Origin of the sequence: Zooshikella harenae, assembly GCF_018837975.1 — a bacterium.
GTDB lineage: Bacteria > Pseudomonadota > Gammaproteobacteria > Pseudomonadales > Zooshikellaceae > Zooshikella > Zooshikella harenae.
On sequence record NZ_JAGSOY010000003.1, the window covers coordinates 25,269 to 49,284 of the forward strand.

20 protein-coding genes are annotated in these 24,016 nt (G+C 42.9%); 7 read left to right on the top strand and 13 right to left on the bottom strand.

Annotated elements, in window-relative coordinates:
- Positions 1-6: 6 nt before the first annotated feature.
- The 6 genes from KCG35_RS01960 to ccoN form a co-directional block, all read right to left on the bottom strand.
- Positions 7-567 (bottom strand): FixH family protein, encoded by a 561-nt coding sequence (locus KCG35_RS01960; protein ID WP_215817986.1) that lies wholly within the window; start codon positions 565-567, stop codon positions 7-9.
- Between the two features lie 11 nt (positions 568-578).
- Entirely contained in the window at positions 579-1,988 is a 1,410-nt protein-coding gene (gene ccoG / locus KCG35_RS01965; RefSeq protein WP_215817987.1) for a cytochrome c oxidase accessory protein CcoG, read from the bottom strand.
- Positions 1,989-2,101: 113 nt separating this feature from the next.
- Positions 2,102-3,091 carry a cytochrome-c oxidase, cbb3-type subunit III gene (ccoP, locus tag KCG35_RS01970; protein WP_215817988.1) on the bottom strand — a complete coding sequence of 330 codons (990 nt, stop codon included), beginning with the start codon at positions 3,089-3,091 and terminating at the stop codon, positions 2,102-2,104.
- Positions 3,084-3,269 (bottom strand): cbb3-type cytochrome oxidase subunit 3, encoded by a 186-nt coding sequence (locus KCG35_RS01975; protein WP_230408955.1) that lies wholly within the window; start codon positions 3,267-3,269, stop codon positions 3,084-3,086. The genes ccoP and KCG35_RS01975 overlap by 8 nt, the downstream gene beginning before the upstream one ends.
- Positions 3,269-3,976 (bottom strand): cytochrome-c oxidase, cbb3-type subunit II, encoded by a 708-nt coding sequence (gene ccoO / locus KCG35_RS01980; RefSeq protein ID WP_215817989.1) that lies wholly within the window; start codon positions 3,974-3,976, stop codon positions 3,269-3,271. Before ccoO ends, KCG35_RS01975 begins: the two co-directional genes overlap by 1 nt.
- Before the next feature lie 15 nt (positions 3,977-3,991).
- Complete coding sequence (gene ccoN / locus KCG35_RS01985) at positions 3,992-5,419, bottom strand: cytochrome-c oxidase, cbb3-type subunit I (RefSeq protein ID WP_215817990.1); 1,428 nt, start codon at positions 5,417-5,419, stop codon at positions 3,992-3,994.
- Between the two features lie 744 nt (positions 5,420-6,163).
- Between ccoN and KCG35_RS01990 the strand changes: the two genes are divergently transcribed.
- Positions 6,164-6,805, top strand: coding sequence for an alpha/beta fold hydrolase (locus KCG35_RS01990; RefSeq protein ID WP_215817991.1), 642 nt, complete (start codon positions 6,164-6,166; stop codon positions 6,803-6,805).
- 136 nt (positions 6,806-6,941) lie between these two features.
- Positions 6,942-8,033: a 23S rRNA (cytidine(2498)-2'-O)-methyltransferase RlmM gene (gene rlmM, locus KCG35_RS01995; protein WP_215817992.1), complete on the top strand. Its 1,092-nt coding sequence runs from the start codon at positions 6,942-6,944 to the stop codon at positions 8,031-8,033.
- A 69-nt stretch (positions 8,034-8,102) separates the two neighbouring features.
- Here the strand turns inward: rlmM and KCG35_RS02000 are convergent, their stop codons facing one another.
- Together KCG35_RS02000 and KCG35_RS02005 are read right to left on the bottom strand one after the other, a co-directional pair.
- Positions 8,103-8,426, bottom strand: a complete 324-nt coding sequence (locus tag KCG35_RS02000; RefSeq protein ID WP_215817993.1) for an antibiotic biosynthesis monooxygenase family protein — start codon at positions 8,424-8,426, stop codon at positions 8,103-8,105.
- 119 nt (positions 8,427-8,545) lie between these two features.
- Positions 8,546-8,779 (bottom strand): hypothetical protein, encoded by a 234-nt coding sequence (locus KCG35_RS02005; protein ID WP_215817994.1) that lies wholly within the window; start codon positions 8,777-8,779, stop codon positions 8,546-8,548.
- Between KCG35_RS02005 and KCG35_RS02010 the strand changes: the two genes are divergently transcribed.
- Entirely contained in the window at positions 8,760-9,656 is an 897-nt protein-coding gene (locus KCG35_RS02010) for a hypothetical protein (protein WP_215817995.1), read from the top strand. The genes KCG35_RS02005 and KCG35_RS02010 overlap by 20 nt on opposite strands.
- A gap of 126 nt (positions 9,657-9,782) precedes the next feature.
- Positions 9,783-10,028, top strand: coding sequence for a sulfurtransferase TusA (gene tusA, locus KCG35_RS02015; protein ID WP_215817996.1), 246 nt, complete (start codon positions 9,783-9,785; stop codon positions 10,026-10,028).
- 110 nt (positions 10,029-10,138) lie between these two features.
- On the opposite strand, the gene KCG35_RS02020 is transcribed toward tusA, so the two are convergent.
- From KCG35_RS02020 to KCG35_RS02035, 4 genes are all read right to left on the bottom strand, one after another.
- Positions 10,139-10,834, bottom strand: coding sequence for a hypothetical protein (locus tag KCG35_RS02020; RefSeq protein ID WP_215817997.1), 696 nt, complete (start codon positions 10,832-10,834; stop codon positions 10,139-10,141).
- Between the two features lie 134 nt (positions 10,835-10,968).
- Positions 10,969-12,063: a DUF3080 family protein gene (locus tag KCG35_RS02025; protein ID WP_215817998.1), complete on the bottom strand. Its 1,095-nt coding sequence runs from the start codon at positions 12,061-12,063 to the stop codon at positions 10,969-10,971.
- On the bottom strand, positions 12,063-13,448 hold the full coding sequence (locus KCG35_RS02030; RefSeq protein ID WP_230408950.1) for an MATE family efflux transporter: 1,386 nt from the start codon (positions 13,446-13,448) through the stop codon (positions 12,063-12,065). The genes KCG35_RS02025 and KCG35_RS02030 overlap by 1 nt, the downstream gene beginning before the upstream one ends.
- A gap of 251 nt (positions 13,449-13,699) precedes the next feature.
- A complete protein-coding gene (locus KCG35_RS02035) occupies positions 13,700-14,245 on the bottom strand; it encodes an elongation factor P hydroxylase (protein WP_215818000.1) in 546 nt (181 codons plus the stop codon).
- A gap of 437 nt (positions 14,246-14,682) precedes the next feature.
- On the opposite strand from KCG35_RS02035, the gene zapB reads away from it, so the two are divergent.
- Positions 14,683-14,892 carry a cell division protein ZapB gene (gene zapB / locus KCG35_RS02040; protein WP_215818001.1) on the top strand — a complete coding sequence of 70 codons (210 nt, stop codon included), beginning with the start codon at positions 14,683-14,685 and terminating at the stop codon, positions 14,890-14,892.
- A gap of 222 nt (positions 14,893-15,114) precedes the next feature.
- On the opposite strand, the gene KCG35_RS02045 is transcribed toward zapB, so the two are convergent.
- A complete protein-coding gene (locus KCG35_RS02045) occupies positions 15,115-17,238 on the bottom strand; it encodes a methyl-accepting chemotaxis protein (RefSeq protein WP_215818002.1) in 2,124 nt (707 codons plus the stop codon).
- A gap of 252 nt (positions 17,239-17,490) precedes the next feature.
- Here KCG35_RS02045 and aceK point away from each other — a divergent pair, with 252 nt between their 5' ends.
- The gene (aceK, locus tag KCG35_RS02050) at positions 17,491-19,245 is read left to right on the top strand and encodes a bifunctional isocitrate dehydrogenase kinase/phosphatase (RefSeq protein WP_215818003.1); all 1,755 of its coding nucleotides are present in this window, start codon (positions 17,491-17,493) and stop codon (positions 19,243-19,245) included.
- A 113-nt stretch (positions 19,246-19,358) separates the two neighbouring features.
- Positions 19,359-23,918 carry a PAS domain-containing protein gene (locus tag KCG35_RS02055; protein WP_215818004.1) on the top strand — a complete coding sequence of 1,520 codons (4,560 nt, stop codon included), beginning with the start codon at positions 19,359-19,361 and terminating at the stop codon, positions 23,916-23,918.
- Positions 23,919-24,016 lie beyond the last annotated feature (98 nt).

The window sequence follows — 24,016 nt, forward strand, 5'->3', positions numbered from 1 at the left end:
AATAACCTACTCGTTTGCAATCTTCATTGTGGCAGGTTGTAAAGCGATGGTGATCGATGTTGTATCAATATAACTGCCGCCAATTAAGCGCCAGCCTTCTCGGTGCTTTTGTTTATCCACTGCTTTAGGCGTTTCAAGGTGAATATAGCGCTTACCCGTTATTTCGTGAGGCAGAAAGCCTTCATACTCGTTATCTATGTTGAGTTGAACAGGGAGTGTTGCATCCTCTTCGGGTAAGGTTGGCGATATAAAGCTTAGCGTTAAAGCACGAGGCATATTGTCTTGATCTGGCGAGAGTGTAATTCTTACCCGCTTTTGTGCATTATCCAAATATACCTTCGCTGTGAGTCCTAGAGCTTGAGCATGACGGTCTCGCTTCAGCTCTTTTTCTATGGCCAAGCCTTCTTTGTAATAGTCATCAACAACCAGTGAATCAGCATTACGAACTGCAATAGCAATATATGAGCTACCCAGAATGATAGCTAAAATAGGAATAGCCAATAAAAAGCCTAGCCAAAAACGGCCATGCTTTTTATCTTCTGAGGAAAGAGGGTGATTTTGTGCCATGTTATTACTCTTTACTGCGAAGCAGGAGCGAGGAAGCGACTTTCTTGAGTCGTCTTGATTGCTTCATCATCCTTCGCCTGAACTGAAAAAACAAATGTACTATTAGGTCGTTTTATCACATCAGCTTTAACCTTGATGCGGATAATGAACTCTTCAACCAAGCCACTTTCAACCTGAATATGCTGTTTGGGTTCGATAATTGGACTATTTAATCCCTCGATCTTTAAAGCATACTGATGGGGTTGAGTGTCCATATTAGCGACTTTCACCGTGTATAGATTTTCAATAAAGCCATCAGCTGTTTTATTGTATAAACTACTGCGATCTCGAATGACTTCTAGCCCAACTGGTATTCGATCAGATATGGTGTAACTAAACAGTCCAATCATGACAAGCAAGGCAGTCATGTAGCCCATTAGCCGGGGGCGAAATAGCGCTGATTTTTCTCCCGCCAAAGTATTTTGTGTTGTATAACTAATGAGCCCTTTTGGATAACTCATGCGTTCCATTATGTTATCACAGGCATCAATACATGCTGCACAGCCAATACACTCATACTGCAGTCCATCGCGAATATCGATACCGGTAGGGCAGACTTGTACACACATCTGGCAGTCGATGCAATCACCTAAACCTTTCTGTTGGTAGTCTGCTCCTTTTTTACGAGGACCTCTTTTTTCTCCACGTTGTGAGTTGTAAGAAACAATAAGTGTATTACTGTCAAACATGACACTTTGGAAGCGAGCGTAAGGGCACATATAAATACAGACCTGTTCTCGCATCCATCCGGCATTGCCATAGGTTGCTAGTGTAAAAAAGGCAATCCAAAAGTAGGCCCAGCCACTGGCTTCACCACTAAAGAAGGCTGGAATCAGATCGCGAATCGGAGAAAAGTAACCTACAAAAGTAAAGCCAGTAGCGAGTGCGATAAGTACCCACAACATATGCTTAGCTGATTTTTTTAGAAATTTTTGACCAGTGAAAGGGGCTTTATCCAGCCTCATTCGTTTATTGCGGTCACCTTCTGTTATCCGCTCAGCCCACATAAATACCCAGGTAAAAACACTTTGTGGGCAAGCGTAGCCACACCAAACCCGGCCAGCCCAAACAGTAATAAAAAATAAACCGAAGGCACAGATAATTAGTAGCCATGACAAGAGCATAAAATCTTGTGGCCAGAAAGTGATGCCGAGAATATGAAATTTGCGTTCAGGTAGGTCAAACAGAATTGCCTGTCGGTCATTCCAGTTGAGCCAAGCTACACCAAAGTAAAGCAGAAATAACAACGTGCCGCCGATGATACGATAATTTCGAAAAACACCTTTGAACGCTCGTGGGTAGATCTTGTCTTTTTTCTGGTAAAGATCAACCACTTCAATCATTTCGGGTGTTTCACGGTCTTTTACACTATCTTGCGACATATCCTTGAGCCTGCTAAGAAACAACGTGAGTGTAGGATGGTTTTGGCCATACGCACTTATTTGGCCAAGCTGCCTGGTGATAAAAAACACCAGGCAACTGAAGGAAGGTTTTTTTACTTAGCTTGCGCAGTTTTTGTAGCGTTTTCAGCTTGTTTTGCTTTTTGAGCCAAGCTGTAGATGTAAGTCGCTACTAGGTGGACTCGGTTTTCACCAAGTACGTCTTTCCAAGCAGGCATAGCACCATTTCGACCATTACGAATTGTGTACTCAACTTGATGTTGTGCTCCACCATAAAGCCAGATGTTATCAGTCAGGTTGGGAGCGCCAATATCATTACTGATGTTGGCATTCAGGTAACTACCTTTACCCTCAACACCATGACAAGCTGAACATTTGCCAATATAGTCTTCTTTGCCTTTGGTTAGCTGGTCTTCAGTTGCTTTGGTTTTAACCCCACTTAATGAACGAACGTAAAGGGAAACGTTGGTGACTTCCTGGTTAGACATAAACTGGCCCCAAGCAGGCATTTGACCTCGGCGACCTTCTAGTAAAGTCGTTTTGATAGTCTTTGCTTCATGGCCGTACAGCCAGTCATTATCACTTAAGTTAGGAAAGCCGAAACGACCTTGCGCTGCAGAGCCGTGACAAATAGCACAGTTGTTGGCAAATACACGTTTACCAATAGTAACAGCGGTTTCATTTTGGGCTAGCTCAGGGATGGGCGTTTTTGTGTATTGGTCAAATACAGGGCCATATTGATCATCGATGCGTTTTACTTCATTTTTATACTGCATGGTTGATGACCAGCCATCAGGGTATTGATCTTTTGCAACTAAGCCCAGAATCCCATTAAATTTTCCTGGCAGTATTCCTGGAAATAGAACCAGGTAGGCAGCGCCAAACACAATGGTGGCTACAAATAAGTAAAACCACCACTGAGGTAAAGGATTATCATACTCTTCAATCCCATCAAAGCTATGGCCCATTGTTTGCTCTGTGAGATTTGGCCGTTGTCTACGGCGAGTAGCAAATAACAACCAAACAATTAGTCCTAAGCAAGTCAGGGTGAGCACAAAAACCCACCCAGTCCAGAAATTACTCATGATGTTTTAGCTCCTGGTTGGCAGAGTTTGGGCTGGCAAATTCATCCATAAAGGGTAAATTGGCGGCTTCATCAAACTGTTTTTTTCGCTTACTGCTATAAGCCCAAAAGCACACAGCTAAAAAAGCGATCATGGCAAACACTGTTGCCAAGCCGCGTAAGGTATTGATATCTATCATCACTCAGCCACCTCTGCTGTAGGGAGAGCTGAAGCGGGTTTTACACCACGAATACCCCTTGGCACATAAGTACCCAAGACTTGAAGGTAGGCAACCAAAGCATCAAGCTCAGTTTTCCCGGCAACATTAGCCGAAGCTGAACTGACTTGCTCATCCGTATAGGGAACACCTACTTTACGAAGTGCTTCCATTTTGGCAGCGGTATGTTTGCCATCTAAAACATTTTCTGCCAAGAATGGATAAGGAGGCATAACAGATTCTGGAACCACATCTCTAGGGTTGATTAAGTGCGCGCGGTGCCACTCATCGGAGTAACGCCCACCAACCCGCGCTAAATCAGGACCAGTACGTTTAGAACCCCATAAAAATGGATGGTCGTAGATACTCTCAGCACCTAATGAATAGTGTCCATAGCGTTCTGTTTCTGCACGGAATGGACGAATCATTTGCGAGTGACAGCCTACACAGCCTTCTCGGATGTAAATATCACGGCCTTCAAGCTGTAATGGGGTGTAGGGATTTACAGTAAGCTGAACGACTTCCTGCTCACCACCACTGAGATTTTGCTCATAGGCCATTTTGTTTTCAGTCAAGGCCTTATCGAAGAACAAAGGGACGATCTCAACCAGGCCACCAAAGCTAATGGCAACTACGATTAAAATCACCATCAGGCCAACATTTTTCTCAACAATGTCATGGTTTTTCATTGGTGTACTGCTCCCTTAAGCCATTTGTGCTGCAGCACGAACTTGTTCTGGATCAGACTCACTCACAGTGCGCCATGTGTTATAAGCCATAAAGAACATGCCTGTTAGGAAAAATAGACCGCCGATGGTTCTGACAATGTAGCCAAACTCACTGGCTGCAACAGATTCAACAAAGCTGTACATCAATGTGCCGTCTTTATGTACTGCACGCCACATAAGGCCTTGCATAATGCCGTTAACCCACATCGAGGCGATGTACAATACGGTACCAATGGTGGCTAACCAGAAGTGAACATTTATGAGGTCAGTGCTATACATCTTTTCTTTGCCAAACAGACGAGGAATTAGGTGGTATACAGCACCAATTGAAATCATTGCAACCCAGCCCAGTGCACCTGAGTGTACATGTCCAATTGTCCAGTCGGTGTAATGGGACAGGGCATTTACTGTTTTGATAGACATCATCGGACCTTCGAAGGTGGACATACCGTAGAAGGACAGAGATACCACCAAGAAACGCAGAATGGGGTCAGTTTGTAACTTATGCCATGCGCCAGATAGTGTCATCATGCCGTTGATCATACCGCCCCAAGAAGGAGCTAATAGAATAAGTGACATGACCATACCCAGAGTTTGTGCCCAGTCGGGTAAAGCGGTGTAGTGCAGGTGGTGAGGACCAGCCCAGATGTAGATCGCAATCAAAGCCCAGAAATGTACGATAGAAAGGCGATAAGAATATACAGGGCGACCCGCTTGCTTGGGCACAAAGTAATACATCATGCCAAGGAAGCCTGCTGTCAGGAAAAAGCCAACAGCATTGTGACCATACCACCATTGAATCATGGCATCTTGAGCACCTGCATAGGCAGAATAAGATTTCCACAGGGTTACTGGAATTTCCATATTATTAATAATATGGAGCAGGGCGATCGTGATAATAAATGCACCATAAAACCAATTAGCAACATAGATATGCTTAGTGCGGCGTTTCATGATGGTGCCGAAAAAGACTATTGCATAGCAGACCCAGACCACAGTAATTAAAATATCGATGGGCCATTCCAGCTCAGCATATTCTTTGGAAGTGGTAATCCCCAGTGGTAATGTGATGGCGGCTGCGACAATAACCAGCTGCCAGCCCCAAAAGGTGAAAGCGGCTAATGCGTTAGAAATCAAAGGAGCCTGACAGGTGCGCTGTACGACATAATAGGATGTTGCGAACAATGCACATCCGCCAAAGGCGAAGATAACAGCGTTGGTATGTAAGGGGCGCAATCGACCGAAACTTAACCAGGGAATCCCTGCTGACAAGTCTGGGAAAACCAGCTCGGCAGCAATGAATACACCCACTGCCATACCAACGATCCCCCAAATGACCGTCATAATGGCAAACTGGCGGACGACCTTGTAGTTGTACTCTGTATGGTTGGTTGCTGTGCTCATGTTACGGTTCCATAAGTTGCGACTTCCGGAATAAAAACGGTGAAGTGGTGGTAGGCTGGTGAAGCGAAGGCAATAGGGCGCACTGAAGTCAGCTGCTGAGGTGACTTCAAAGAGAAGTTGGCAATTGTTGACTTACACAACAGGCACCTGAACAAACATGTGTTCAGCTTGTGTACCTCTACCAAAGCGCTCATCAGGTATATTATGTTATTTGTTCTTTGCTAATAGTTTAGCCGTTGTTTTTGTATATAGAGGGTCGACTGATAATCTAATGGGCAACAGGTTGTGTACGGTTACCGCTTTATTTCAGAGAGGTGACGCGTACGCTTGTTAGCAAGGCATTTGTTAACGAAGTTAATTCCTGCCATTTAAGAAACGTAAGTCACAGTGCGAATAGGTTCGCTCATAGGTCTATAGATCAGACTACGTTCACTGCTTTAGTTGTTGCTAATTTATTTCAAACTTCCCCCGGCGAGGCGCGAGGATACGCGCTGAGTACATTATATGTCAATATGGTGACGTTATTGCGACATTTTTTAGTGAGGTTGACCTGTATTATATTGACTTAAATCAAGACATGACTATTGTGCCATAATTACCGGCTGTTGGCAGTTTAATAAGCGGAAATATGTATAAAATATTTACATCAGATGATCTGCTACTGTTGAAGCTGTGTAGTAAACTGCAGTGTCGTATTACAGAAATAAAAATTTAAGGTTATTGCTAAACAATCGGACGGACATAATGTTCTCTGAATTACCTTTATGTTGGACCTATACTCACCAGGAAAATGCGCCTTGTTTTGTTTTTGCTCATGGTGCAGGGGCTCCTATGGATAGCCCTTTTATGTCTTATTTTACTGAAGCGATTGCAGGGCTTGGTGTAAATGTTATGCGCTTTGAATTTCCTTATATGGACCAGCGACGACATTCAGGCAAAAAGCGTCCACCAGACCGACAACCAAAACTTATTGCTTGTTGGGAATATATGGTGCAACAGTTGCAGACACAGCAAAAGGTTATTATCGGTGGAAAATCAATGGGTGGTAGAATGGCGACCCTATTAGCTGCTAGTCAAACGTTACCGGCTAATGTTCAGGGTATTGTTTGTTTAGGGTATCCGTTTTATGCGGCAGGAAAGCGCGATAAACCACGCATTGAGCATTTACAAACACTTAAGTTGCCTACGTGTATTGTTCAGGGAACACGTGATTCGTTGGGGAATAAGCATTATGTACAAGACTACAGTTTGAGTGCTGCTATTCAGATTCATTGGCTTGCTGAAGCTGGTCATGATTTAGTCCCAAGTAAACGTAGTGGTTTCTTAAAAGAAGAACATTGGCTGCAAGCCGCCAAGTGGGTCGCGCACTTTTGCCATGAAATCTAAAGTGTCGTCTAAAGGGTGGTTGTCACTGGTTAACAGTTGTCTGTGAGTTTGTCATAATCCCTGCTAAAGCAAACGCTTTGGGTAACGCAGCCCGTACTCATTAATGTGTTCATTGAGGCAATAATTGCAAGGTGTTATGAAGTTAAAATTACCTGAACCATTTACCCATCTGGTGTTGTATTGCCGGGCAGGTTTTGAAAAAGAGTGTGCAGCGGAGATTACAGCTGTGTCGGCATCATTAGGTGTTGCAGGCTATGTCCAGGCAAAACCCCAGCAAGGGTTCGTCGTCTTTCACTGCTTGGAAGGGGAGGAAAAAGATGCTTGCTGGCTACAGACCAAAATCAGCTTGGACGCTTTAGTCTTTACTCGGCAGTGGCTGGCGGCTGGTCCTTTCTTAGATGACTTACCGCCAACGGATCGCCTAACACCTATCCTGGAAGTGATAGAGGGTTGGCCTCACGTCGGACAGTTATGGTTGGAATACCCTGATACCAATGAAGGAAAACAGTTACACCGTTTTTGTAAGAAATTAACTGTGCCACTCCGTAAGGCATTAAAAGCGAAAAAAGTACTATCTGAACAAGAAAATACCCAACTTCCCAGTATGCACTTGTTCTTTTTAAATGGTCAGCAGTGTTATGTGGGTATTAATTTAGCGGGGCGTGGAGCTCGTTGGTTCAATGGGATTCCAAGGCTGAAGTTTCCTAGTCAGGCACCCAGTCGTTCTACCTTAAAACTAGCGGAAGCTTGGCATTGTTTACTTCCTAAAGAAGATGCTGACCGCTTGTTACAGCCTGGTATGAAAGCGGTTGATCTTGGTGCAGCCCCTGGTGGTTGGACGTGGCAGCTTGTCAGTCGTCATATTCGTGTTACAGCTGTTGACAATGGTCCAATGGATCAGGAGTTGATGGAGTCTGGCCTGGTGGAGCATAAGCGTGCTGATGGGTTTACTTTTGAGCCAGCTAAACCCGTTGATTGGCTAGTGTGTGATATTGTCGATAAGCCAGCTCGGGTAACGGATATGGTTATCCGCTGGTTAACCCATGAGTGGACCCGTCATGCTGTTTTCAATTTGAAGTTGCCTATGAAACAGCGTTATCAAGCTGTTACGGCAGCCCATGACCGATTACATGATGCATTTCGAGAAGCTGGCTTTAACTATCGTATAATAACCAAGCAGCTTTACCATGACCGAGAAGAAGTGACCGTTGTTGTTTTGCGAGATTAATACTTGAAAGGCTAAATTTACGCGCTTTACTTTTTCTTTAGAAGCTCTTTAACACCACATTATATTTTATTAGCGATGTGGTGTTATGGATGTTAATCCTAAGTGCCGTGCACTGTGTATATAAATACGCACTTCCTCTTCAAAACAAAGCATTGGACGTATTTGTCCTACCAGTTTCTGACGAGCTTCACTATAAAGCCACTTTTGCCATGACTGAACGTCTGTCCAGTGACTGATAAGTAGTCGATGATTGGCATCATTGACATCAACCAGTGATTCAGCAGAAATAAAGCCAGGTGATACAACAACCGTTTGTAGTGCTTCTTTTAACAGTAATTCGTAGTTAGGCTCAACACCCTCGGAGAGCTGGCGGCTCACAATTACCTTTATCATTATGTTCCCCCATAAAATGACTAGATCTAGCTTTGAAAGAGAAGCTTGTGTAAATCGTTAACACTAAATGAAGCTGGTCAGTACGCTTTCTTAAATTATGATGTTTGGATTTACTTGAATTAGGCTTGTATAGAGCAGTATAGCCGGTACTTTCTGGCAAGATCACTTACTAAATACTCATTAATGATTACCATATAAAAAATAGCCGCTGAAAAATAAAAAATGACAAAATGATGATTTTTTTTGCGAATTTTTATGACTTCTGCTAATCCTGAAGATAGGCCAATACCCGTTGGGTGATGTAGGTTGTTGGTATTGGAGAGAGGTAGATCGATGGCTAAGTCTGTAAGCACTTCCGTGACTTCAATATATCCCTGGAATTATGCGCTACAGTTTTGGCATAGTCGGCAACAGCCTGCTCGTCCGGTTATTGGTATGAGCTGGTACAACCAGCCTGTGTCTGCCTCTCAGTTAAGAGAATACTTAACCAGCTGTGGCTTAGATGTTGTGGAGGCTTTTCGGTCAGCAGAGTGGAGTGGTTATTTCGAAAACCAGTTACCTCCTTTATTTCCTTTAGTGATGAGCTTTCCTCTTCACACACAATTACTACTGAGCCACCATGCTAGCCAGTTAGCCATGTGGTTACGTATTGTTTCGTGTCAGGTACGTGTTTATCAGGCTTTGAGTCCACTGCATAACTTTGATTTTAGTATTCATTATTATTCTTCAGACAGTGAGTTTCCCTGGGTAAGAATATTAGGTTATCAATTGGAACAACTGGTTTGGGAGTGCGAGTTAGCTTTTAGCACGAGTAATAAAGAAGTTTACCCAAAAGAAGCTGTTGAGCAGAAGCAGCAGGTTTTGTGTCCCGTTACGCAGACAATTCCATCCAGCTTCAATGTAGGACGTTGGTATTTACATGCAGCTCAAGCGAAGCAGTTTTCACAGTTAGTACGTGACTTTCATCCTGCACATTTATCCAATGTAATGGCTAAATGTTTAGGTTATCAGCGGGCTACAGTGAATGCGGTGTGGTTACTGTCTGCAGCACTGAGTTATTTACCGCTGCCACGTTACCCCTTACAGATTCTGGGTCATTTTCCCAGCCCTGCTTATGTTGACTCGGTGGTGGAGCTAAAAGCGAATCAAGGGCCTCATGGGCATGATTTTCGGATTGTCTCTGCAGCTACGCCGCGATTAGCTTTGGGGCAGTTAATGGCACTACCATAGTTTAATGTCTCCTAACCCACTAAATACAGAGTTCGTCGTATATAGAAAACGAATGAATGATGATTAGAGTCCATTAAGCGATTTTGTTAAAGTTGTGTTTTATTGACTTGATGAATCGTATTCACTATGAATCCACAAGCTGACTATATTCTTGATACCTGTGGCTTAATGTGTCCTGAGCCTGTTATGTTGCTACACAATAAAATTAGGGAATTGCAGGCTGGTGAAGTATTACAGGTGGTGGCTACAGACCCCTCCACGACACGTGATATTCCAAAGTTTTGTACTTTTTTGCAGCATGAGCTGATTGCTCAGGAGCAAAACGACACGCAGTATATTTACTATATTCGCAAAGGCGCTGAGGCTGGTTAATAGGACGATATCTTTCGGTTTTGTGAGTAATAACATAGCTTTCCCTTTTTACAGTTAAGCAAAAGGGAAAGTTACGCTGATGTGTCTGCCCTTAATGTTTGGGTATTAAATCAAGGGTCAACTAATAAAGAAAAAGCGGCTATCGCATCAGGGTCGTTAGCTTTAATTTTATTAGCAATGCGATGATGAAAAAAATATTTAAACCCATCATGCTGTTGTGCAGGAAACAAGCAAGGGTCTCCTTTTAGCACGGGTGTGGATTTAACTTTATTTTTATCAATAATCATCGCAAAAATCATTCCGTTGTTGAGTAACTGCCAGCTTATAACTTCTTCCAGGGAAAAAGAGGCGAAATTATCGGTGGTAATAATGGCATGGGTGCCAATACTGTCAGGAATTTCATGGACGACATCATCTGGACCTTGAAATGCTGTTTTGTAGTACTCAGCAGCAGTTTCCAGCTCGACCACTTTGTGGATAGGGGCTTGATAAAAGATTTCATCAATACCCTGGTCATAGTAGCCTTCCCAGTGGCCATTTAACGGATCCCTGAGCTCATCGCAGGCAACAATATCGTTCAGCCAAGGCACTAAGGCCACTACTTCCCCATTAGTACGTAAGGCCCAACATAGGATCTTCATACTAAACAGCTTATTGGGATTCGCATCATTGCTGTAAAGCATTTCCAAGCCATCAAGCTCGGGAGACAGGCGAATGATACGTTTAGACTCTTCCGGTGAGATGGGCCTCCGTGTGAACATGTCAATGACATTGTCTGTGCGCTTACGAGCGTGCACGTTACTCATAGCTAACCCCTCTCAGTTCGTGGTGTCTAATTATTGTTTTTATATCCGGCCTAACCGACACCACAAAATAGTGACTTCATTTACTAGTATAGTTAGTGGGTTTTTACCAACGCAAATCTGGATAGTCATTTAAGTTATGAAGAGTGTCGTCGAAGGGAGCTTACAGGTATAGCACATTGTTTGAGTATCTGTTTCCAATACGCAATATGTCGTGTGGTTTGCTGTTTAAGCGTGGCATGTAGCCCAGTATTATCCGCTACAGTTTTTGCTATGAATTGCTTCATGGCCGGTGGGATATTTTCATGAGGTAATGTTTTGAGTAAATGCTGATGAGCTATTTGCCATTGATTTAACTGCTGGCTGAGTTGGGCAAGATAGGGTTGAACCTGTTGTAAGTAAAACTTCTGTAATACTTGGCTGAGTATACGGGCTTGTGGTGTCGGGCGGTGTTGAGGGCAAATCTGCTGAACAGACACAGCTGTCATCAACTGATTAGCTTTTTTTAACATGGTATTAGCTAACACGCTAGCACGAATGAGTTCCCCACCAGTTGCGCGTTGTTGAAGTTTTTGCAGGTGTTGATTGAGTTGTTGGCTTAACATGTGTACATCTTGTATAGGCGTGTCTCGTTGCTGACTAAAAGTGGTCAGGTAGCTCAGTGCTTGTAGTGTGGGCGTCAGGCTAGGAGGATGGTCAGAAAGTGGCGGAGTGGCCAGACTGAAGTGATGTAGCATTTCGCTGGAGTTATATAAGGCATTCCAATAAATGGAAGGTAATTGTGCTTGCTTAACCGTCATCCACTGTCGAAGGGTTTCACGAAGCTCAGCTGAGGTGCTTTCTGGATGTTGGAGGCAGGCTGAGAGTTCTGGAAGTAATTGCCGTTCATAAATAGCTTGCTGGGTAATGGGCATTACTTTACCCAGTGCACTGTTTCGTTCAGCAATTCGCTGGGTTAGTGAGTGGCAGTGCTTGATCGAAAGAATAGCAAGAAAGTTTAGCCGAATATCTTGTGGTGTTATCCAGCGCGCTGACCGACTAGGGTATTGCCACCATGTCCAATCAATGTTCAGCGTAGGTGTAGGTTGTTCTAAACCACGAGCCAAACGAGATAAATAGTTATCGAATTTGGCTGTGGGTGAGTCATTATTGCAGCCCGTTAATAAGAGCAGGTTGCACAGTAATAACAGGGAAAGACACACTTGTTGAGCAAGCGGTTGTTTTTCCGTCACTAACTTACCTGATTGGCGGTGGCTATGGGATTCGCAGAGATTATGTGTTGCTGGCTAATATAAACAACTCGTGCCAATAGCAGGATCGCGGCAGTTGTAAGTCCACAAACTAAGCCAATCCAAAAGCCTGCAGGTCCCATTGCTGGGGTAATTAAATCGGTTAAGCCAAACAGATAACCTGTAGGTAGACCTATACCCCAATAAGCAATGATAACGACCATCATGGGTATTTTTGTGTCTTTGTAACCACGCAAAATGCCATTGGCGGCAACCTGTAAACCATCAGAAAACTGAAACACTGCGGCATACCATAGCAACCCTACCGTTAGCTCAATCACTTTTGCATCGCTGGTGTAAACCTCGGTGAGGAACTGAGGAAATGCCAACATACAGCTTGCTGAAAAAACGGCATAACCTAGTGCAAGCATAATACCCAGTTGCCCTGATTTTTTTGCGCTATTTGGCTGTTGAGCCCCTAACCAGTGACCAATACGAATAGTGACGGCCATTGCAATACTAAAGGGCACCATAAAGGCAATCGAAGAAATATTGATGGCAATCTGGTGGCTAGCCACAATTTCTGCGCCCAGGCGCCCCAGCAATAGGCTAACCACAGAGAAGATACTGGCTTCGGCAAAGATGGAAATTCCCATAGGCACGCCTAGTGCGAGTAGCTCTTTGATCTTGCCAAGCTGGGGGCGTGACCAGTGACGAAAGAGCCCAAAATGCTTAAGCGATGGGGCTAAGTGTGTGTAAATAGCAATCAACAGCATCATTGTTGTTGCTACAGTGGCTGTCGCCCAGCCACAACCCACAGCGCCTAAAGCAGGGAAGCCAAACTTACCGTACATGAATATATAGTTAGCGGGAATATTCAGCATTAAACCAACCAGCATAAATATCATACCAGGCTTGGTTTTCCCTACACCTTCACAGTAGCTGGTAAATACATTAAATAAGCTTAAGGCTGGCATACCAAAAGCAAGTGCTGTTAAATATTGGCTGGAAAGAGGAATGATGTCAGGGTCAACATCAAGCCAAATTAATAGTGGTTTAATATTTGCCAATAAAATAGCTAATAACAAACCGCAGCCCAGACCAATCCAAAGTCCTTGCTGACCATAGCTACCTATTTCATCATTACGGTTGGCACCAAACAGGTGAGCGACAGTAGGTGTCAATGCCATATAGGTGCCTTTGGCAAGTAGATAAAGTGGTACCCAAACACCTGCACCAATAGCAACACCTGCCAGATCTAGAGCACCAAGCTGACCAGCCATAATAGTATCGGTTAACCCCATACCAGAAGCCGCCAGTTGGGTAATAATAATCGGGTAAGCCAAGTGCAGAATATGCCTTGCTTCCTGAAGTATCCCTTTGCTCATGAAACTCCTACTCATAAACTACGTGAAGCGATATATCTCGGTAGCGGCCATAATAGAGAGGCAGAGAACATTGCCAGAAATGGTATGTTGCGTAATGGTGGCCGGCTAAGGATAACGTAAGAAGCGCGTAAAAATGTAGAGCGGGTATTGTATCATTTTTTAAAAGAAAGCCCAGTTTTTAACACCAGCAAAGTAAAAGGAAAACAGCTGTTGAGAGTGGCCTCAACCCTCATTTTATAAGGGATAAATAATTAACAGTGCTTTGGTGAAAATAACGCCAAATTAATTGTTTTTTCTGTTTGATAAAATTGACTGAGTGCTTGCCGAAACTTTTCTGCTCGCACAGGTAATCCCTGATGAGCATAAGCTTTAACTTGTTGGTAAATGGCATCTTTAAAGGGCTGAGGATTAATAGCCTCATTATTTAAATTATCAATACTTACCTTAAATAGATAACCCGCAGCTACTGATAAAATCCACTCTACAGCTTGGGGGTTGACTTCTACTTTCTCGAAAAGCTGCTGTTGGGCTTTGGTTCTCCCATCAGGTTCATACCAGTAGCCATAATCAACCAGCTGTCGTCGCTGGTTTCCAGCAATAAACCAGTGTGCGCATTCATGTAAGGCACTGCTGAAATAACCATGGGCAAAATAAATCCCGTGGTAAGGGCATTGGTCACTGGCTGGTAAGTAAATAGGCTCATCATCACCTTTGATTAGATAAGTGTTATGCGTTTCAGCAAAACACTGATTGAACAGGTTAATGAGGTCTTGGTAATGATGCTGAGTACAGCTCAAGTTTTTTCTCCAGCGGCCAACGAATGACTAAAGGCAAGATAAGTCAGTAATAAGCGCAATGATTATAAGTGAATGGAAAAATATCATCAAAATGTCATGGCGGTTTGGCAAGGGGCTACGTATTCTTTAACTGATACACCACGTTGTTGTTTGCTGCGTTGACAGGGGGGGAATTAACGGGAGACGAAATATTATCTTTCATGGTTTTCCGTTGAGTGTCACTTTTTAAAGGTATCAATAATCAACCCGTAAGGAGCGTAGGCATTTCCTGCTTGTCTAATCCTAACCGATTGTTGGAGATGGACCTTGTCTTTAGGTAGGAAGGCACTTTGAGAATATGTTTTATGTGCTTCACAGTTAAAACGTGATTTAATTTATGTTTTTCAGTGTCTATAATCTGCGGTCATTGTTGTTGATAAAAATAGAAAGAGCGCATTATGTCGAATGATCATTTAGCCAAGTTAGAAGAAAAAGTACAACATGTGATTGATACTGTTGGTATCCAAAAAATGGAGCTGGAAGAGCTACGTGAGCAAAAGTCCAGATTAGAGGATGAAAATGCCACGTTACGGGAAGAACTAGCCAATTGGAGCGACCGTTTAGGTAGTTTGCTGGGACGTCTTGAAGGTGTTGCAGAAGAAGTCTGAGCGACTACACAGCAGAGGTAAGTTCTGGCTAAACGGATTATGTTGTCTTTTGCGTTAATGCGATGCCAGCATGATGGAAAGTGAGGGTATTAATTTGCAACTTGAGTGGTTAGCAAATTTGTCTTGCATTTCTATACACATGTTAGGTAGTGGTGACTGCCTAACATGTTTATGCCTCTCCTGAATTATTTGATGGTATATTGTGTGGGGATATTCAGGTGATTAAAATTTAAAGCGGTTTATTTTTCCACTTAACTCATCTGAAAGGTGACTTAATTGCTCACTTTGCCTGCTTGAGTTGTCAGCGCCTTCTGCCACTTCACCTGCCACATCACTAATGGTGGTGACATTTTTAGTAATATCCTCAGAAACGGCATGCTGTTGCTCAGCAGCACTGGCAATTTGTGTTGCCATATCATTAATACGACTGATGGCGTGAACAACTTCTTCTAATCGTTTGGCTGCTTGTTGCGACTGTTCAACGGAAGTATGTGTCATTTCACTGCCCCGACTCATTGTTTGAACGGCTTGTTCAGTGCGATCTTGAAGGGCATTGATGGTTTGACGAATTTCATCTGTTGAATTTTGAGTCCGGCTTGCTAGAGTTCTGACTTCATCGGCCACTACAGCAAACCCTCGTCCCTGTTCGCCTGCTCGGGCTGCTTCAATGGCTGCATTTAATGCCAGTAAATTCGTTTGTTCAGCAATAGAAATAATCACATCTAATATACTGCTAATATTTTCGCTATCTTCTTTTAGTTGCTCAATAACACTCACTGCATGAGCTACTTCATCAGATAACTGTTGTATGGTTGACGCGCTACGATTAACAATATCCTGGCCTTCTAATACCGATTCATTAGCCGCTCCAGCAGACTGTGCTGTTTCTGCTGCATTATTAGCGACTTCATTAGCGGCACATGACATTTCATTAATTGCGGTGGCTACTTGATCAATTTCAGCACGTTGTCTTTGGACGCCATTACTGGTCTCTTGAGCAATTTGAGAGCTTTGCGCAGCAGAGTCATCTACTTGATCGATAGTTTGTGCAACATCCTTCACCATGTTCTGAATTTTTTCAATAAACAGGTTAACACGGCTTGCTAAACTCCCCACTTCATCACGACGGTCTATTTCAATTCGGCGGGTTAAATCACCATCACGTTCTGCCAGATCATCTACCAGGCTAACAACTTCTTTTAGTGGTTTGGATATTGATGCAGCAACTCGCCATAACACCAGTAACGCTAAAGCGGTGATAAGAGATCCTGTAATCAGCTGTCCAACCAGGCTTTCGTTAAATTGCTTCGAAACTTGTGCAGACATGGCTTGAACATCGGCAAAGGCGACATTTTTGGGAACAGAAATAACCAATGCCCACGGTGTTTTGGATTGGCCTACCGTAAAAATGGCGGTACTGGTAATAAGCTCCTCATTCTCTGTAACAACACTGTTTCCTTGTCGAATAGCATCCATAACAGATTTCCACTCGCTCATAGTTGCTACAGGCTTACCGATTAGAGATGGATCACCTGTATTAGCCACCATCACCCCGTTAAAACTGATCAATGCAACGCTGCCACTGCCTTCATACAATTGCGTATTAATTTCTGTGCTAATTTCTTGTAGAAAATTGAGTGAGTAATCAATACCTGTTATACCAAGAAATTTCCCATTACTACTGATGGGTACAACAAAAGATGAAAGTAAAGTCATTACACCCTGGATATCATAAGCTGCGGGGTCGATGATGCATTCATTTGACGTTTCTTTTGGACATAAATAGTACTCGCTTTCTCTAATTCCTGTTGCAGTCTTTTTACTTGAGTAGAGACTCATAAGTGGACGGCCATCAACTTTTCCTGAAGCACTTCGGTTCCAATAAATTGCGAACTGGCCTGACGAAGGCATAGAGTGTATATATTCACCATTCTGATACATGACATCATTGGCATCAAAAGCATTTGCTTCCCAACCAGTATAAGTACCTAAAAAGTCACTATTAGCCTCAATTAAATGTTTTGCCATACCACTGACAATTTCACGACTATTCGCAACTTGTACAGGAGCCCCACTTTGATAATAAGCTTGTAGATTTTGCGCAAAGGTTCTGGCTGCGGTCATGGCCTTTTCCAAACGACGTTGCATGCGCTGTGCTTTGCCTGAGGTGAGCGATGAGAGACTTTCCTTGATTTTGTCGGACATGAGGGTTTGTGAAGTTTCGCTGACATAACGCTGGGTGTTTAGTGAGGAGTACAATGCGTAGCCCACGACGGCAAATAGCGAAATAACCAGGCAAATGCTTGTATAAACTAGGATACTTGTTTGAACTGAGCGAAACTGCATACTGACGGCTCCACATCATTAATTATGATTTGTACCTTTGATGACACAATGCTTTGTTGTGTTCTTTTTTGAAAATTATTGATTGCACGTATAAAAAAATATAAATAAGGGTACAGTTTTTCATTATGGCAGAAGATTTATAAAACCACCTAAAAATACTTACCTAAGGGCATATGATGGTTACTTGAATTATTCTCCAAAAATAATAAATTGGGTTTGAATTAATAATTACTATAAATACAGGGAAATAAAATGAGCAATCAATGGGGTCAGTGTATCGCATCATCCGTGCTTGAAGGTTTTGCAAACTATCGATCAACATTTACTTATATTACTTTAGGCGCAAAGAAGCGTTTTGAGTCCGCCTGTTGGCTTGATGTACAACAAGCCTCTATGGATCGTATTAACCTTTATGATGATGCTGTAGCTGCTGTGACAGACTGTTTGACACAGGAAGTCGCTCAAGGGTATACACAGCTCAGTATATGGAAAGATGCTAAACGTTTTTATGCCGAATTAGTGCGTAGTCGAACAGATGGGGAGTTGGCCGAAACATTTTTTAATTCGATTTTTTGTCGTATTTTTCGTCACTACGAAATAAAACCAGAGAATTTATTTGTTTTTTCTACCCAACCAAAGGTTAAAGCCGCTGATGAAGCCTCAATTATTATTAGCTATCGTCCGGCATTTGGCTTGGTGAAAATGGTTGACAGGATTCTGATGGATTTTAGTTTCGCTATTCCTTATGCAGATCGACGTCAGGATGTGGTCAATATTATTCGTACTGCTCAGCACCAGTTGGGATTTGTCTTTGCGGATAGCAAAGACATGGAAATTGATATCATTCGTTCAGTATTTTTTCGTAATAAAGCGGCATATCTGGTGGGAAGAGTTCGAATTCGAGAAGATACCAAACCTTTTATTATTGCGTTGATGAATAATGAGAAGGGAGGGATATACGTTGATGCATTGATTACTGATCCTGATGAGGTCAGTATTATTTTTAGTTTTACCCGTTCTTATTTTATGGTTGATGCGCCAGTACCTGCTGCTTTTATCGCATTTTTGCAAGACCTTTTACCCTGGAAACAACGCTATGAATTATATAATTCAATCGGTTTTTATAAGCACGGTAAAACAGAGTTTTATAGAGACTTTGTTCAGCATTTAGATAAAACAGATGATCAATTTGTCATTGCTCCAGGTGTAAGAGGAATGGTGATGATTGCATTCACGCTGCCTTCTAGTCAGACGGTCTTTAAAGTCATTAAGGATAATATTGCACCACAAAAAGAAGTGAATAAGGAAACGGTTAAAAAGAAATATTATTTAGTCAAAATGCATGACCGTGTTGGACGTATGGCAGACACTCAAGAATTTTCTCACTTTGTTTTTCCAACAGATCGTTTTCACCCAGAGTTATTAGCGGAGTTATTGGCTGATGCGCCTTCTGTGGTTCGGGTTGTTGATGACTTGGTCATTATTGATCATCTGTATACGGAACGGCGGATGATACCCTTAAATTTATACATAAAAGATGCCACTGAACAACAGTTAGATGCTGTTTTGGATGATTTTGGTAATGCGATAAAGCAACTTGCAGCAGCCAATATTTTCCCTGGTGATATGTTGTTGAAAAATTTTGGTGTTACCCGACATGGGCGCATTGTTTTTTATGATTATGATGAAATTTGTTACTTAACTGAGTGTAACTTTCGTCGAATACCCCCGCCACGCTTTCCTGAAGATGAGATGGCTGCTGAGCCTTGGTATTCAGTTGGGGTTAATGATGTTTTTCCTGAAGAGTTTGCCATTTTTATTTTTGCAGATACACGAATTCGTAAGTGTTTTACTGAGCTGCATGGTGATCTGTTTGATGCAAGTTACTGGCAACGTATTCAGCAAGTCATACGTGAAAAAGAGGTTGTGGATGTATTTCCTTATCGGCGAAAGCGGCGTTTAGCTCGACGAATGGGTGAACCAAGGATTCAGGCACGAGAGGAGTAGAGCAAGATAGTATTCAAAAATGCTTAATAATTACGATTCACTGTAGTCTCAATGAAGCAGCTAAACTTAATAACAACTATATTTGTATGGCTGTTTGATTGAGATGTGAGGTTATGCTGGAGCGACCCAGGCGTGTATTAAAGCATACTTACCTTTATATAACCCTCACAACATTTCTTGGGCTAGGGGGGCTGTTAGTAAGTGTGCAACAGCTTCATGGAAGTGAGCCGCCTAAGCTATCAAATGAGGGGACTTCGTTTCAAATACTACCTTCAACGGTAGCGGGTGGCGATTTGATTCCCAATTTATCGCTCAGTTTGGTGGAGCAGCAATGGGTCGAACTCCATAAAACCCTTAATGTGGGTATGTTATGGTCCCCTGAGCCTTTTTTACAGGAGGAAAAAGGCATTTTACGTGGATTAATAATTGATTATTTATCCATCGCACAAGCCAGTTTAGGCATCTCACAGTTGAATATCAGACTTTACCCTGATGCTCAAACGTTACTTCAGGCAGTAGAGCAGAATAAGCTTCATATGATATTGATCTCAACGGATCATCAACTGTTGGTTGACGATGAAAGACTGCTGACGACGATACCGATGATTAATAGTTATCCTGTGTTAGTTGTTCCCAGATTTAATCGAAATATCAGCGAGCTTGCAGACCTTAACCATAAAACCATTGCTTTGTCCCAAGATTTTCCTGCATTAACAAGTCTTCAACAACAGTTTCCTCAAATTAATATTCAGCAAGTAGCAACCATAAAAGCAGCACTAAAAACGGTAAAACAAAATCAGGCTGATGCATTTGTGGGAGAACTCATTCGTACTACATACCAACTTGAAACGTTAGGGGTGGTTGATTTTAACGTGTTGGGTCCGGTCGACCTGAAGGCGGGACAGTATGTATTTGCTGTTCGCCGAGATATGTCCATGTTGCACTTTTTATTAACACAGTGGTTACAGCAACTAACAACGGATCACCATCAACGCTTTTTTAAACCATGGGTTTCTTCAACTGTGGCCTTGGCCTTGGATAGTCCTCCCTTGAACTTGACTGAGCAGGAGAAAGCCTGGTTACAAGCACATCCGGTGATAAAAGTGGGGGTGGATCGAAGTTGGAAGCCATTGGATTTTATTAATGATGATAATCAACATGTAGGCGTGAGCGCCGAGTACTTAAAACGGTTGGCAAAACAGGTCAATGTGCGATTTGAGGTTGTTGGTAGTGATAGTTGGCGACGACTATTGCAAGGTATTCAGTATGGTGAGGTAGACATGCTTTCTGCCACTATGCTCACCGAAGAGAGAAAGCGCAATATGTTATTTAGTCAGGCATATTTACAGATGCCTTGGGCTATTGCTACTCGTGTTGATGCACCTTTCATTAGTGATATTGCTGATTTAACAGGTCAGACGGTTGCGGTTGTAGCTGACTATGCTATCCAGGAAAAGCTGCAACATCAGTATCCCCTTGTTAATTTGATTATTACTGAAAATTTAGAAGAGAGCTTAGCGATTTTACTGGATGGAGAAGCGCACGCGATTGTTGGCAATCAAGCAATGCTGACTGACTATATTCAGCGACAGTACTTGGGAAAACTTAAACTGGCCGCCTTACTCAAGGAAACGCCTGCTTCTATTCATTTTGCTATACGGATGGATTGGCCTGAGCTAGAGGGCATTATCAACAAAGCATTGTCCAGTATGAGTCAACAACAGCATTTACAAATTCGTGAAAAGTGGTTGGCCGATCGTTATCAAACTCAGGCGTTTATGCCGCTATGGACGCTTTGGCTAGCGTTCATCACGCTTATTGCACTTGCTTGTAGCTACTTGTTTTACAGGGTACGTCAACTGCAGAAGGATCAAATAGCGGCTTGGCAACAGGTTGACGACCACAAGCAGTCAATGTTGCAACTACTGGAGAGCTTGCCTATGCCCGTTGCTTTAATTGACAAGCAGGGATACTGCTTACAAATGAACTATGCTTGGCGCCAGTTGTTGACTGATGACTTTGGGGATAAGGATGAGCTTTCATCACAACACGGGGATGAGGGAGATCCCATCAGATCTGAGCATCAAACACAATTAGCTTTTTTGCCTTGTTTACCAGATTTACAACCTTGGCCAGATGTTCGGAGGCTCATTGACCATCTTGCTGAGTGTGAAAAAACATGTTTTGAGCTACAAGGCGTCAATAAAGCTGGACAACCCTGGCGTTGGCAGGTGTCTTTGCATGGCTGTTTTGTTAATGAGACATTAGAAGAAGCGGTGTTAGCGATTGAAATTTTTGATAAGCAGGAAAAAGCACGGCATCGTTACTATGAAGCTGAATTGCTGTTAGCACAGTTGACAGAGCATTGTCCTGTCGTGTTGTTTCAATGCCAAATTGACCAGGACGGTCAGTGGGCGTTTTCTTTTATAAGCAATAATGTATCAAAAGCTTATGGCGTTAACCGTCAGGCTATCCTACAAGACAGTACATCACTTTTGCAGCATGTGTATGCTGAAGACCGTGAACCTCTAAAAGCGTCTTTTGAGCTGGCAGGAGTACGCATGGCACGTTGGCAACACTGCTTTAGGTTGCAACTACCTGATGGGCATATGTGCTGGATTGAAGGTCAGGCACTACCTCGCCAAGATAAAAATAAGCAGTTGATTTGGGTAGGTTACTGGGCTGATATCACTGTTCGCTATCAAGCTGAGCAAACATTAAAGGAAAGTGAGGCTCGATATCGCTCTTTAGTGGATAACTTATCTTGTGTGGTTTATCGCTGTAAGTTGGATACGCATTGGACGATGGAGTTTATCAGCGACAACATTAAGACCATCACAGGTTATTCTGCTGAAAGCATGCTGGAAAATACTGAACATAGTTTTAAAGAGCTCATTTTTGAAAAAGACCGAGAGAAGGTTGATCATACCGTTTGGCGTGCAGTTGCCATAAGAAAGCCCTATGAGATTGAATATCGACTGAAAACAACAATGGGTGAGCCTTGTTGGGTGTATGAACAGGGGCAGGCTATTTTTTCTGAGGAGGGAGAAGCATTGCACCTTGATGGGGTGATTGTTGATATCAATCAGCGTAAGAAGCAAGAGTTGGCGCTATTTGCGGCAAAACAGGCAGCAGAAGAGGCCACTCAACATCAGCTTGAAGTCCTGGCTATGCTAACCCGAGAAATTGCCTGCCCAACAGACAGGCTTTATGGCTTGGCTGAATTGCTGCAACAGACTCAATTGAATGCACGTCAACAAAATATTACGGATCGTTTGCTGAATACAATTAACGCGCTCCAAAAAAATGTAAATGATATGCAAGATTTTGCTGCATTAGAGACAGAGCAAGTGGAAATTCAGCACAACCCACTTCGGCTGCTTCCCATGTTGGAGGCGCTTATTGTTGAAACCTATGAAGCTTGTCAACAAAAGGGCTTACAGTTTAAAACCTATATTGATCAAGGAATCGCCTTAGAGCTATGGGGAGACCAGCAACATCTAGAGCAAATTTTACGAAACTTATTAGGCAATGCTGTTAAATACACCAGTCAGGGCCATGTATCATTTTCGGTCAAACGGCTTTGGGCCAATGAAAATCAACAGCAGATTGGCTTTTCGATTAAAGATACTGGGCCTGGTATTCCTGATATCCTTCAACAGACACTCTCGCGCCCTTACTTTTATTCGCAGTTAGATAACCAGGAATCCATTTCAGGTATTGGCTTGGGACTGGCAGTCAGTTGTAAGCTTGCACAGCAAATGAAGGGTGAGCTGTGTATTCAAAATTATGCGCCTACGGGGTGTCAGGCAACTTATAGTCAGCGGTTCGATATTAAGCAGCCTAGCTTACTTCCCTTATTTTCGGGGCAGGCCGTCACAGCGCTATTGTGTCATGAACGCTGGTTTAGCCATACCTTATTAGACTATTGTCATTGTTGGGGGTTACATCCTATACAACCCGCTCTTGTTGTGAATAAGGCAGAACAACTGGCTGACTTTTTATCTTTGCAGCAAGCATCGTTATTAATTGCTTCTAAAGAAACCATTGACTTGTTGATTGGCCTGACTCCCTATGAGCTGCATACCGTTTGCCAGTTATTAAAAGTGGGGCTGATTGTGCTTGATGGACCGTCTGAAACAGGCTCAGCTATTTATGAAGCTCATCGTAAAGCTGATTCTCCGCTTATTTTTGTAAATACTAAACCTTTCCTCTCAAGTAATCTGCTTGAAGCCTGTGAACAGGCACTAGGCATTAAGCCACCTGCTGAGCTTAAACAGGGCGTCCTACCTTCTCGTTTAGACTTGGCAAAAGTGACGACTATGTTGATCAATCCAATGGCATTAACGCGATTGTTTGGCACAGGCCAGCGCTTACAGTTGGAACTGTTTGAGTTTCAGGAGTTAGGTGAGCTCTGTATGCTTGCCCTTGAAGACGCCATTGAGGCGGGTGATATAGCACAAATCAAACAGATGGCAGGAAAGTTTAAGGCCGCTGCTAATGTGATTTCTGCTGGACCTTTGGCAGAAGCTTGCCATGCACTTATTGAATTGGCAGAGCACGAGCCGCAAAAATTAGCAGGGGTATGGGAAGATTTACAACAAGTATGGTTACGAACTCAAAAAGCCTTGAAGCGCTTATTAGATCAGCCCTCACAACAGACAGGTTCCTGATTCTTGCAGGGCAACCGCACAACACCTGTTTCACAAACCCATTGTCCCGTAACGTTATAAAAGCCATTTTCTAAAGTATATTTATCCAACGTTTGCAT

What these genes read in the sequence shown, in the direction of transcription:
- rlmM (WP_215817992.1), top strand. Translation starts at nt 6,942, where the DNA reads ATGAAGTTAAAATTACCTGAACCATTTACCCATCTGGTGTTGTATTGC.
- KCG35_RS02020 (WP_215817997.1), bottom strand. Translation starts at nt 10,834, where the DNA reads ATGAGTAACGTGCACGCTCGTAAGCGCACAGACAATGTCATTGACATG.
- KCG35_RS02030 (WP_230408950.1), bottom strand. Translation starts at nt 13,448, where the DNA reads ATGAGCAAAGGGATACTTCAGGAAGCAAGGCATATTCTGCACTTGGCT.
- KCG35_RS02045 (WP_215818002.1), bottom strand. Translation starts at nt 17,238, where the DNA reads ATGCAGTTTCGCTCAGTTCAAACAAGTATCCTAGTTTATACAAGCATT.
- ccoO (WP_215817989.1), bottom strand. Translation starts at nt 3,976, where the DNA reads ATGAAAAACCATGACATTGTTGAGAAAAATGTTGGCCTGATGGTGATT.
- aceK (WP_215818003.1), top strand. Translation starts at nt 17,491, where the DNA reads ATGAGCAATCAATGGGGTCAGTGTATCGCATCATCCGTGCTTGAAGGT.
- zapB (WP_215818001.1), top strand. Translation starts at nt 14,683, where the DNA reads ATGTCGAATGATCATTTAGCCAAGTTAGAAGAAAAAGTACAACATGTG.
- KCG35_RS02010 (WP_215817995.1), top strand. Translation starts at nt 8,760, where the DNA reads ATGGCTAAGTCTGTAAGCACTTCCGTGACTTCAATATATCCCTGGAAT.
- KCG35_RS02000 (WP_215817993.1), bottom strand. Translation starts at nt 8,426, where the DNA reads ATGATAAAGGTAATTGTGAGCCGCCAGCTCTCCGAGGGTGTTGAGCCT.
- KCG35_RS01975 (WP_230408955.1), bottom strand. Translation starts at nt 3,269, where the DNA reads ATGATAGATATCAATACCTTACGCGGCTTGGCAACAGTGTTTGCCATG.
- tusA (WP_215817996.1), top strand. Translation starts at nt 9,783, where the DNA reads ATGAATCCACAAGCTGACTATATTCTTGATACCTGTGGCTTAATGTGT.
- KCG35_RS01990 (WP_215817991.1), top strand. Translation starts at nt 6,164, where the DNA reads ATGTTCTCTGAATTACCTTTATGTTGGACCTATACTCACCAGGAAAAT.
- ccoG (WP_215817987.1), bottom strand. Translation starts at nt 1,988, where the DNA reads ATGTCGCAAGATAGTGTAAAAGACCGTGAAACACCCGAAATGATTGAA.
- ccoN (WP_215817990.1), bottom strand. Translation starts at nt 5,419, where the DNA reads ATGAGCACAGCAACCAACCATACAGAGTACAACTACAAGGTCGTCCGC.
- KCG35_RS01960 (WP_215817986.1), bottom strand. Translation starts at nt 567, where the DNA reads ATGGCACAAAATCACCCTCTTTCCTCAGAAGATAAAAAGCATGGCCGT.
- KCG35_RS02055 (WP_215818004.1), top strand. Translation starts at nt 19,359, where the DNA reads ATGCTGGAGCGACCCAGGCGTGTATTAAAGCATACTTACCTTTATATA.
- ccoP (WP_215817988.1), bottom strand. Translation starts at nt 3,091, where the DNA reads ATGAGTAATTTCTGGACTGGGTGGGTTTTTGTGCTCACCCTGACTTGC.